The sequence below is a fragment of the Flavobacterium galactosidilyticum genome, from assembly GCF_020911945.1.
GTDB classification, from domain to species: domain Bacteria; phylum Bacteroidota; class Bacteroidia; order Flavobacteriales; family Flavobacteriaceae; genus Flavobacterium; species Flavobacterium galactosidilyticum.
Map to the genome: position 1 here is coordinate 2,260,050 of NZ_CP087135.1, position 12,508 is coordinate 2,272,557.

The 12,508-nt window shown below is 32.0% G+C and carries 8 protein-coding genes; all 8 read right to left on the reverse strand.

Annotated elements, in window-relative coordinates:
* Nucleotides 1-276: 276 nt before the first annotated feature.
* Nucleotides 277-945 carry a ferredoxin reductase domain-containing protein gene (locus LNP27_RS09795; protein ID WP_229941459.1) on the reverse strand — a complete coding sequence of 223 codons (669 nt, stop codon included), beginning with the start codon at nt 943-945 and terminating at the stop codon, nt 277-279.
* Between the two features lie 934 nt (nt 946-1,879).
* Nucleotides 1,880-2,830: a calcium:cation antiporter gene (locus LNP27_RS09800; RefSeq protein WP_346432385.1), complete on the reverse strand. Its 951-nt coding sequence runs from the start codon at nt 2,828-2,830 to the stop codon at nt 1,880-1,882.
* A gap of 321 nt (nt 2,831-3,151) precedes the next feature.
* Nucleotides 3,152-4,120: an FAD:protein FMN transferase gene (locus tag LNP27_RS09805; protein ID WP_229941461.1), complete on the reverse strand. Its 969-nt coding sequence runs from the start codon at nt 4,118-4,120 to the stop codon at nt 3,152-3,154.
* 10 nt (nt 4,121-4,130) lie between these two features.
* Complete coding sequence (locus LNP27_RS09810) at nt 4,131-6,329, reverse strand: PepSY domain-containing protein (protein WP_229941462.1); 2,199 nt, start codon at nt 6,327-6,329, stop codon at nt 4,131-4,133.
* A 12-nt stretch (nt 6,330-6,341) separates the two neighbouring features.
* The gene (locus LNP27_RS09815) at nt 6,342-6,824 is read right to left on the reverse strand and encodes a DUF2271 domain-containing protein (RefSeq protein WP_229941463.1); all 483 of its coding nucleotides are present in this window, start codon (nt 6,822-6,824) and stop codon (nt 6,342-6,344) included.
* A 6-nt stretch (nt 6,825-6,830) separates the two neighbouring features.
* Entirely contained in the window at nt 6,831-8,294 is a 1,464-nt protein-coding gene (locus LNP27_RS09820) for an ankyrin repeat domain-containing protein (RefSeq protein WP_229941464.1), read from the reverse strand.
* Nucleotides 8,295-8,385: 91 nt separating this feature from the next.
* Nucleotides 8,386-9,744: a hypothetical protein gene (locus LNP27_RS09825; protein WP_229941465.1), complete on the reverse strand. Its 1,359-nt coding sequence runs from the start codon at nt 9,742-9,744 to the stop codon at nt 8,386-8,388.
* Nucleotides 9,745-9,757: 13 nt separating this feature from the next.
* Entirely contained in the window at nt 9,758-12,166 is a 2,409-nt protein-coding gene (locus LNP27_RS09830; RefSeq protein ID WP_229941466.1) for a TonB-dependent receptor, read from the reverse strand.
* Between the last annotated feature and the right edge of the window lie 342 nt (nt 12,167-12,508).

Consider the following 12,508-nt stretch of genomic DNA (forward strand, 5'->3'; position numbering starts at 1 on the left):
GCAAAGATAGGATTACTTTATCAACCGAAGGACCTTGCTTAAATAGGATTGTTTTTAAATATTTTAATGTGTTGATAATGAGTAGTTTTAATAGTGATGTTTAAAGTAATTTTAGTGTTTTAGCAACAAAATTTTAACAGCATTTAGTTCAGTTACTGTTTTGAGTTACTTTGCTTTTTATAAACTAATTGTGGAAATTTCATTAGACAAATTAGTGCTACTATGAAAATAAAAATAGGCTTAGGTGAATACTAATATTTTTCAATTATCTACTTTCTAATAGGATTCTTTGATGATTTTATTTTCATTTACACCTAGTGCAATTAAAATCTCGTTTACTGCATTCATCATAGGAGGTGGGCCACAAAGGTAAAACGTGTCCGAATTTCCACTAACGTATTTCTCTATTATTTCAGAATTTATATAACCATTTTCATATCCTTTTATGTTTTCATCGGAGAGTACGTTAATGAAATTTTGACCTAAAAGGTTCGTGAAGTATTTTGCATCAATGATGTCTTGTGCTTTTTTATTAGCAAAAATTAATTTGCTATTTCCAATTTCTCCTTTTTGTTCTAATATTTTTAATATGGCGATAAAAGGAGTAATTCCAGCGCCACCCGCAATAAAAATGCCTTCACCTTGGTTGCGGATGTCTCCAAAAGGATCTTGAAGTATGATTTCATCTCCCACCTGTGCAGCGAGTAACTTATTGGTAACTCGTTGATGCGATGGATAGGTTTTAACAGTGAATTCTAAATCTTCATCTTCTGGTAAAGAAGTGAATGTGAAGCAGCTTTTTTTCTCTTCCCAGTTCGGCTGATTAACGGAAATATCTGCTGCCTGACCAGGTATAAAGGTGTATCCATCTGGTTTTTCAAAAGTAATTCTAATGACATCATGAGTTATCTTTTGCAAATCTTTAATTTTTACTATATGCTCCATTTTAGCTGTTTTAACGTTGTTTTATGTAATGAACTTGCATAAAAAATGATTAATTTTACTATTAAAATAAATTTTTAATCAACTGAAAATAATCATTTTCATGTAAATTATGTGTTTTATAAAGATATGAATATTAATCACTTGCAGGGCTTTCGATACCATTTATTTAACGTTTAGATGCTTTTTAAGCAGTACTATTATTCAAATATATTCTGCCGTAGAACGGTGTTTTTACAATTGTATTGGGAAGCTGGATTGTACTTTAGTGATTTATTATTTAGTGAAATTTGTACTCATGAATACAATTAAAGTCTCTTTTTTGACCTTGGAAATCATAAAAATAAAGTTGGACATGATGCAATTTTGTGTAGATTAAAAATTGAAAAATTATTCAAAGTGTAATTACTTATTGATACATCTTCATCATTTCGACCGCACGAATTTTAGTATCATTTCACAACGATTCTGGTTCCGAAATTTTAATTTCGGAACCATATTTCAATAATTCCATGGTAATGTCATTAGTAGGATGCAGGAACCGCTTAATCAATAATTTATCACTACCATCGCTTATTATTTTTTTCGAAGTATGCAATGGGAATGATTTGATGTAGTTTCCTTGTTGCCAAGTAAATTCTAAGATTGTTATTTATAGTTCTGAATAGGTTTCGACACCAAAAAGCATGTTGGTATCTCTCTTCAATATTCACAGTAATTGGCTTGAACTTCGTATCTAAAATAAGTAATTTGGTAATACGATTGCAAATTTAAGTGGTATTGACCACCCAATTCCAATTTAAAGTGACTAATGAATTTCTAATATATTAAATAAGACATTAATAAGACACTTTTAATTTTTTTAGAGATCATTGCTTATGATCAGCTGATTATAATACACTTCTTACCACGTTAAACTTTTTCTAATTGTTCAAGTTTAAGGGTAAATCATAAGGAATACAAAAGCAAATAGATTAACTAGCAGTACCACACCATAAATAATATTCGATTTACCACTGCTTAAGGACAACATTACGGTAAAAACTGATAATCCTAAAAGCACTATAGATGTAATATCAAGACCGAGTATAATAGGCATTTCCATCATAATACAAACGATTGCCACAGCAGGAATCGTTAGTCCAATACTTGCTAAAGCAGAACCTAAGGCTAAATTGATACTTGTTTGTAATCTGTTTTTTCTGGCAGCTATTATGGCGGCAATAGCTTCGGGTAATAAAATAATGACAGCAATGAAAACACCTACCAACGATTTAGGTAAATTGTTACCAACTATGATACTCTCGATTGTAGGTGAAAGCGTTTTAGCTAATAGCACTACAATACCTAAGCTTAGAATAAGGAAGATCAGACTCGTATAAAAAACTCTGTTTGTTATGTGAATCGGTTCAGCTACTTCTTCATTTTCGTCAGTGTCAACAGTCAGGAAATATTGTCGGTATCTTCTAGTTTGCGCAAATAAAAACGATCCATAAATTACGACACAGGCAATTGAAGCAAAAACAAGTTGAGGTGTTGAATAGTAAGAACCTTCCACACTTTTAGTGAAAGTAGGAAATACCAAGGTAAATACAATAATGGATACTAATGATACTAAAGCAATAGTTACAGATGAGGCAGAAAAATTTTGTTCGTAATGTTTCAAACCACCAATCAGTAAACACAGACCAATTATTCCGTTCAAAATAAGCATAGTCGCAGCATAGACTGTATCTCTGGCTAACGATGCAGCTTCTGTGCCTTCGGTCATCATCAACGAAACGATTATAGAGACTTCAATAACAGTTATTGATATAGCTAAAATAATGGTTCCATAAGGCTCTCCAACGCGCTCTGCAATGATTTCAGAATGATGTACCGCCGACATCACACTAAGAATAAGTAATATACTAGCAATAATTTGGAAGAAACTGTTGTCGGCAATAAGGCCAGTAAATAAAAGAGTCCAGGCAAGTAAAGGGATAATAGTAGTCCACTGAAGTAATAATTTCATTTTTTAATTTCAATAAGTAAATAAATAATTCTGACAACCTATTATTTTAATTGCCGATCCATTTTCGCAAATTAAGTTTATTATTTAAAACTCGCAAATTAAGATAATTTAATGTCGTAATATGATGTGATTTAATCTTTTAATTTAAAGCCTATTTGTTTAATAATAAACTTTTTTTTATTCTCTACTAATGGACTATTTTTTAATAATGTCCTCTTTTTTAGTTATGATTATGTATTGATAATCAGGGAATTTATTAATTAATTTTATTCCTTTTTCTAAACCTAAAACCATGATTGAGGTACTAAAACCATTACACATTTCTGCATTTGGTCCAATTATAGTAACACTTATTAATTCTGTTGAAGGATAGCCAGTTTTTGGATTAATTATATGGGAGTATCTTTTGTCATTAATCTCGGCATACTTTTCATAATTTCCCGAAGTAGTAACCGCATTATTGCCTGAAAATTCTAAAATTTCAATAGTTTCACCCGTTTCTAAAGGATTGTTTACACCTATTCGCCAAGGATTGCCACCAATCTGTGTTCCCCAAGTAGCGATATCACCGGCAGCATTTATAATACCGGCTATGATACCTGATTCTTGCAATAGTTTACGTGCTTTATCTGCAGCATAGCCTTTCCCGATGGAACCAAAACCTATTTTCATTCCTTTTTTTGAAAGAAAAATTGTTGAGTTAATGCTGTCTAAAACTATATTTTTATAATTTACATTTACAATAGAGTTCCTAATTGCTTTTTTTGAAGGTAACTTTTCCATAGTTCCGTCAAATTTCCAAATTTTATCCATCGCAACTATGCTTATATCAAAAGCGCCATTTGAAATTTCAGAAAACCAAATCGCCTTCTTTGTAAGTTCAAATACTTCTTTGTCCACCTTAACTGGTTTTATGCCCGCATTTTGGTTTACTTGTGAAATTTGAGTTTGTGGTCGCCATTCAGAAATTGAATTTTCAATCCGTTCAATTTCTAGGATAGCTTTATTGATGTTTTGATGTGCCGAAATACTATCCGAATCAACCAAAGTGATTTGGAAAACACTTCCCATCAAATTTAAAGTCTTAGTTTGTTCCACTTGACTGAATGAAAATGTGCTAATTAAAAGTAGTGTTGATTTTAAAAGAATAGGAATGATTTTCATTTACTGAATATTAGTAACAATCGGTTAAAATCTGATTGTTTTCTTTGTACGTCTCGAAGTTTTCTCCATTGTTTTTGCAGATTATAGCCAAAACAGCTTCTACATCTTTTTGCATTTTAAGAGCGCCGCAAATCATAATAACACCATTGTTTCTTAATAATTCTAGGAAGAAGTTTTGGTCTTTTTTTATCAAATCCACTACATATTGTGATGCTTCTTGTCGTGATAAAGCTAAATTAAAAGTAGAAAGTTTTTGCTTGGAAATATACTTATGTGCAATCTGTGAATATTTTTTAGTGAGTTCATCATTATTTCGAAAGCCACAATATAAATGCGTTTCCACCTTGCTTTTATTTTCGGCTAACATGCCTAAAAATGGTGCAATACCTGTTCCGTTTGAAATCAAAGCCACTTTAGAAGCTTTCTTCGGAAAATGAAAGTGAGAATTATTAATAATTCGAGCTTTAATTGAAGTGCCTTTTTGCAAGTTATATAAAAATTCAGATCCTAATCCATTTGGGTGCAATCGGACAATTAATTGTACCGAATTATCAACTTTACCGATGGAGTAAAAACGTTCGACCGAATCATTATTTGGATAAATAGCTAATAAATCACCTGATTTAAATTTTGTCAAAGCATTAGGTTTCAAATTTAGCTTGAAAGTAATGACCTCCTCCGAATTTATTTCTGCACGATCGACAACTTTTAAAACTTTTAATTTTGGTGCTTTTTGACTGTATAAAGAAGGGGCTGTTGCTATGGCTAAGCTATTCAAATTGGCCCAAACCGAAAGCCATTGTGTAAATTCTTCTGCAGATTTGTCGTTTACAGTATGAAGTTTTATTGATTTCTCTGCCCAACTTTGTTCGGACAATAACACATCAACTTCTTTGGCATAGGCACAGAAATCGGGATAAGATTTAGATCCAAATCCTACAACCGAATACTGAATATTTTGTTTTTGTGGAAATTCACAAACTAGTTTTTTAAACTTTTTGGCATTAATCGGTGCTTCACCTAAACCATAAGTAGAAGTAAAAATAAGGAGTTGCTTCGCACTTGAAAAATTGACATAATTATTCATATCCGTTAGGTACGATTTCTTTCCATTTGCCTGCAACTGCTTATGAATCTGATTTGCAAATCCTAAGGTAGAACCATTTTCTGAACCTACTAAAAGTATAAATTCACACTCATTTGCCTTATATTTATTCTTAATTCTTGTTTTAGTTCGTTTTAGAGTAATTGCAAATCCAGAATAAATAAAAAGTAAAATATTTATAGAAGCGAAAGCCAAAATTATAGCCCAAACCCAATTTATTTGGCCGGTATGCAAGTCAAAGCTAAACTTTTCTAATACTTGTGTGAAAGGATATTTAACTTCTTTTACGATTTGACCCGTTAGTTGATTTACTGTTATTTCACTATCTTTTAACTTCAAAATGTAAAATTCTTCCGGTTCATCTTCCATAAACGGAAATTCAATCTTTATAACATCAGACAATTTCGTTTGTTTAAATACAGAAAAATCAGTCAATGGAACTTCTTTCAGTTTTGCATCTTCGGTATAATTAATCGCATTTGCTTTTTGGATAGGAATAATTTCGAAACGAAGTAAAAATAAATATGTTCCTGTTAAAGCAATAATCAAAACAGGTAGTAACATGATTCTTCCAGTTACCACATGAAAATATTGGGCAAGCGAATCATTATTTACTTTTGAAAAGAAATTTTTAATACCATTTTGTCTTTTAATTAGAAGAATTGTTCCCGAAATAGCGATTAAAAAAAATAAAAACGAGGCCAATCCTACAATAAATCTTCCAGTTTCGTGAAGAAATAGTGAACGATGTAAAGCCAAATTCCATTGGATAAATTCATTTTTTTGCTTTGGAATGCCTAATTGTTTTCCAGTAGTTGGATCTATATAAGCTTTAATCTCATTACCTTCTTCATCAAAACCTTCTAAAGTTACAAATTGGTTGTGATCTACTGAAATATTCGAGATTTCAGGATACACTTTACGTAATTCTGGTAAGACTTGAAGAAGTGTCAGTTCATTGAAATTGTCTATTTGATACGGATTTGTTTTCTCATTTGCCACATCAATAGCAAGAACAATTCCTGTTAAAGATGCAATAATAAGCACAAATGAGGCCAAAAGAGCTAAAACCAAATGGGCATACCGCCAAATAGACAATGTCATATTAGATTATTTTTAAAGTTTATTAAGCTTTACATAACGGATAAACCCTTTTCCTTCTTTTTTCTTCGTAATATCAACTGTTGTTAATGCAATTTCTACATCTCCAACATGATATTTATTGTCTTCCACAGCCGATTCAAATCGAAGTTTGTAACCTTTGTTTAATTTAGATTCATCAATAGAAAAAGTTGTAATACTTCTGTCGCCCGCTGCTATAGAGGCACCCGTAATACCATTCAGATTTTCTTTCTTCTTGGCGAAGGTTTTGTTCCATTCTTTGAAACCATTATACCACTGTTTATCTGGTCCCATTACGTATAATGTCTTTTCATAATTTCCTTTAGAATCAATTAAAGAAACAACAACATAAGCTTCCAAACCTTCATAATTTGTCATCTGCAACATGCATTTATACTTGGCTTGTTGGGCATTTGCTTGGGGCATAAATATTAGACCAAACAGGCCTACCAATACAAGTTTTATTATTTTATTCATAGTGTATTATTTTAAAAAATCTACTGATATATTAGCTTTTGTTAATGACTCATTTTCTTTTGCTAAATCATAAGCAGTTTCGTCAAATTCTGTTAGGATGTCTTTTTTAGCACCTGAAGCAACTAAATATTTTAAGATTGAGTCATCTTTTGCTGTTAATGCCGCTTTGTGTAAAGCTGTCATTCCTTCCTGATTTTTAACATTGATATCCATATCCAATGCACTTATTTTTTTAAATAGATTTAACTCATTTTTTGCAACTGCCAAATGGTATAATGTGTTGCCATCCTTTTGTGGAATTGTAATGTCAAATCCAGAATTTTTCAACAAACTTAATTTTTCGTCAAATCCATCTTTTCCGTCTTTTCGTACCGATTGAATCAAATAATAAGCTAAATTATTTCCTTTTGCATCAATAACGTTAGTTTTTGCTCCGTTTGCTAGTAGAAATCCCACCATATCTGAAGAACCATTTTCAACTGCAAAGCTCAATGCTGAAAGACCTTTTGAATTTATAGCATTCACATCTTTTACTTTCGAAATGAATGTTTTTACCAATTCAAGATTTCCACGAGTTGCGTTCATTAAAACAGAATTTCCAGCTTTATCTTGGTGGTTTACATCAACACCTTTAGCTAAGAAATAAGCAATAATATCTTCTTGTTTTTGTTTTCTAACTAAATTGTGTAAAACATTTTCACCTTCATCACCTAACGAATTTGGATTGATCTTTAAATCTTCAACCAAATATTTATAAGCTTCTAAAGTTACAGATGAAGATCTGGTTCCTTGAGAAGCAATAATTAAAGCTCGTCCGTCAAATTTAATTCCTTTTTCTAGGATAGTTTGTAGCAGTTTTACATCACCACTTCTGGCAGCATAATTAAATGCCGTATTCCCTAAATCATCTGTATCCTTTAACGACAAACCTTTTGTAGCAAGATAATCGGCTAATTTTAGTTCTTTGTCGTTTGGAATAGATAAGAGTAATATATTGGCTCCGTTTTTAAATTTTTGTTTTGGATTGTTTCCAGCTTTAAAGAACAATTCATATATTTTTGCATTAGCTTGTCCGTTAGCCGCAGCAAAAGCAATTGGAATAGCTCCTTTATCATCGGAAAGGTTAATATCAGCTCCTTTTTCTAATAAAAATTTCACTAAATCAACATTTCCTTTACTAGCCGCCCAATGCAAATAAGTACGACCATCATGCGTTAATTTTTTTACACTATTTCCATCTTGTTGAATAAGAAATAGGATACTTTCTAATGTTGCATCGTTATTGATGGCCATAGTAACGGCATCAAAATTACCACCATTTGCTTCAGAGGGACTATTCCCTTTTGCTATCGTTTCTTTAATAGTAGTTAAATCTGGATTTTTTTTCCAAAAATCTCCATTTAAAAATGTATTCTGTGCATTTGAAACACTTGCAATTAGCAGTAGTGTACTAAACAATATTTTTTTCATTGCTTTTTTTGTTTTTTAAATAAATGAAACTTTTAATTACAATTTAAAAATTCCGTGCTGCAAAAATACAACACGGAATTTATATTCTAACTTAGAAGGCTCCAATAAAATGGTTCCCAGGTTTATTTGTTAATTTAGCTCCAGTAGTTACAACTCCAGTCGCACTGTTAATGATATAAATACGACCATCTTGTCCAACCGGTGCGGCAGTTACATAAATATCAAAACCATCAACAACATAACCTTGATATTGGAAGAAATACATATCTGCGCTGTAAGGTAAATCTAATGTTTTTGCTGTTTTTGCTGTAAGATCTACAAGTGCTAAAAAACTTTGAGATTGACCAGAAAGATTAGAAACTGCTGAGCCACTATGGGTATAAGCTACCACGGCTTTTCCATTTCCAGCATATTTCCAGTTTTCTATATAAGTACCTGATAATCCTAATGCTGTATCTAAATTGAACACATAAGAATTATCGTATTGATTACTTGAATTAATTCTTAAGATGTGAGAACCAGAAGCATCTCTTTGGGTAGCTTGATAAATATTGCCATCATCACCAACAAAACTATTAAAACTACGGTAACCACTAGTATCACCAAATCCTACAGTAGAAGTAATTACTACCGGATTTTCTAATGATGGATAATCAACAACCACTGATTTAGCTCCTAAATGAGTATAAGTACTTTCATTGGTTCCCGTTGTTGGATTAGTTTTACGCATCCAAGTTCCGATTATTAATTTATTTCCTGCTTTGTTCAACACAGGAGCATCTAATCTAAAAATATGATGTCCTTGCGCTTCTTCGGCTGCGCTCAAAGCGATTTCATAAGATTTGGTTTGAGCAATTAATGAATTTACTAAATTTAATGCTAAAACCGTAGCAGTTCCTCTAGTGTGTTTATAACTTCCATCAGTATTAGTAACAACAGTGGGTGTCGTAACATTTACAGCAACTCCAGTTTTATCACCATCATATAATTTTACCCATCTTGGACTTGTTCCTGCATATTGTGAAATATTTACAACACCTCCTGTGGGACTGAAATTTTGTCCCCCATTTACTTTGTATTTTGAAAATTCACCACCATTTGTTCCTGTATAAGCGATATTGAAAAGCGTAGAACCATCTTGTGAAGATTGCAAACGCGCTGTTCTATTAGAAGGCACTGCAAATCCGTTTTCAAAAACATCATAAGTTTTAGACGGATCTTTAGCATTTTCTTTGCTAATAGCATAAACAATTGTTCCGCCATTTCCATCACCTGGTGTAGGATCTGTAGTTCCCATAACGGCTCCAGCTACAGTAATATACCTGCCTTCTGTAATGGGTGGTTCTGTAGTTCCGCCGCTAGTATTGTCATCATCACTGCAACTTGTTGTTAGAGCGAAAACTCCAATAAGTGCCGTAAAAGCCCATAAATTTAAAAATCTGTTTTTCATTATATTTATATATTTAAAAGTTATTGATTATGTAATTAAGTTTTAAGTAAAATGCTCTTCCAGGTTTTTGTACGCCCATATTATCGTAACTCTGTTTGTTAAACATATTCTTCGCGTCAAAACTAGCTATGAAGTTTTTGTTTGGAAAAATATAACTTACGCCAGCGTCTTGTATAAATTGTTCTGGGACATTAAAAAAATCAGTTCCGGCTGTATTGCTATATAATTTTCGATTGTAATTAAAAGTGTCTACAAACATGAAATTATAAAATAAGTTCAATTGTGATTTTTTAGCTAATACATCATTAAAGGAATATTGAGCACTTACGTTAGCATTTAAAAAAGGCTCATTTGGCAAGTCATATTTTATACCTCCTGTAACGGTTGTAAGTTCAAATTTCGAGACTCCCATTGCAATATTCAGGTTGTTATTATAAGTGTAATTTAATTCGAAATCAACGCCCTTTGATTTTACATTACCTTGATTTACGAAAGGAAGTGTTTGAATATTTGTATTAATTGCTGTTTGCACAGGTGTACCAATTCTGTCCGTTATGCTTCTGATAAAACCATTGGTAGCAATCACTATTTCATGTTTTTTGATTTTGAATTTTCCAAATCTAAAGCCAAGATTATAGTTCTTACTGGTTTCTGGTTTAATGTTTGGATTTTCTGATATGTTATCGCCTGAATCTCCAAAAACCTCATTTTCAGTAGGTAATCTAACTGCTTTTTCGGCAGAAGTTAAAAGCGTTACCGTCGGTAGAATAGCATAAGAAAACGCTCCACCATAGCCCATAACATTTTTATTGCTACTAACGATATCTTCAACCTTAGTTGGAACACCATTAATATTCTCCACTATCGGATTCATTCGTTCAATCTTTTGTTGATAATACTTACTAAAAACACTAGCTTTTAATCTACTTTCATGAGCAGTCAATTCATAGGTCAAAGCGCCGATGTTTTTATTTAAGTCTCTTGTCCCAAGAAATTTTCGTTCTAATACCGATTTCATTTCATCATCATCTTCCCTATTCACAATTGAAAGTGTATAGTTCAATAAAAATTTATGATTGGCATTAATTTCATAAGAAATACCAGTTCTTATAGCACCAACATCTCTTTTAATATTTGATAGTGTTGGTGCTCCTTGTTGTGCTCCTGACGGACGAGGAATGGGTTGGCCGTTTAAATCCAAACTCAAGTCACCATTCCAATCATAATTCCATTTAACGGTGTCGTTAATAGTTCGATTTCTTTCACCATACAAGCCGTGAAAATTAAACTCTAAACCTTTTACAAAGAGATCTTTCTTATTATAGGTTAAGCTCATCAATGCGGCATCTGATCGTAAAAATCTACCTTTATAAGGAGTTGACATAAACGTTCCGTGCTGTACTTCTTTATACGAATCTGAACAGGTGTAACCAATAAAGAAATTGTCTGCCCATTTTACATCGGTAAATCCAACTTCTACAACACTTCCGGTTGATTTAAATGCATCTTGTAAGCGCTTAGCCCTAATGTAATCGTATCTCCCATTTGGTAAGATATTATAAACTGTTTTTCCCCAAACTTCATAATCGTTATCAGAATAATTGTTGAAAAAAGAAGTTTTAATAGTAAAACCAGATGCTGCAAAACGATACAAACCATTAAAATTTACCTGAGAAGTGTTAAACGAACCATAAGAAGCCGACGCATTAAAATTATTTCGAGCGCCTTTTCTCAAGACTACATTAATGGCACCTCCTAAAGCATCGTCAGATAAATGACCTGGAACAACCCCTTTATAAACTTCAATACGTTCGATGATTGAAGGTGGAATACTATTTAAATCAAAAGAAGAGCCATAAGTTGAAATAGGAATACCATCGATAAAAACTCGCACAGAATTACCTGATATACCATTAATATTATAATTCACATCAGAACCTAAACCACCATTTTGACGAATTCTTACACCAACAGTTCTACTTAACAATTCATTAGTTTGCATATTTCTTAATGCAGCAGTTTTAGTCTCAATAACATTTACTGCAAAACCTTTTGTTTCAATTTTAGTTTTTTCAGTTTTAACATTAACCACAACTTCACTTAGCTCAACGCTTGTAGCTCTCTCTATAATAATATTTATATTTTTAGTAGTTGCATTTAATTTTATAGCTACAGTCTTTTTATTTGCTTCTATAGAACTAGTTTCAAGAAGATAATTTCCATAAGGAACATTTTCGATTACATAATTTCCGCTTTCATTTGAAACGGCGGATTTAGTGGTTCCTTGAAGAAAAACTAAAACTCCAGGTGCAGGTTGATTATCTGTGAAATTTATTCTACCGTTAATTTTAGTAGTCTGTGCAATAGCAGAGACGCTAAAGTAGAGGCATGTTAAAAAGACGAAATAGTGAGAGAGTGACATATTTTCAGTTCTAAAGTTCTTGCAAATTTATGCTTATTTAGACTAAATACAAATAAAAATATTAAAAATATTCATAATCCAATTCGCAATCCACTGTAAGAATTTGAATATTAGAAGTATAGTGCAAATTCCAATACCATTGACCATCTAATTCCAATTTATGATGACGATGGAGTTTTAATGCACTTAATTAGTAGTGTTTAAATGCAATAATTTGATATTCAAACTATAATTGCATATTCAAAGTTTTATTGATCATTAGTCTATACTGGTCAATAGAAACTGGAAATTGATGGTCAGTCTGACTCTTTTTTACAATTATTTACTCATATAGATACATAA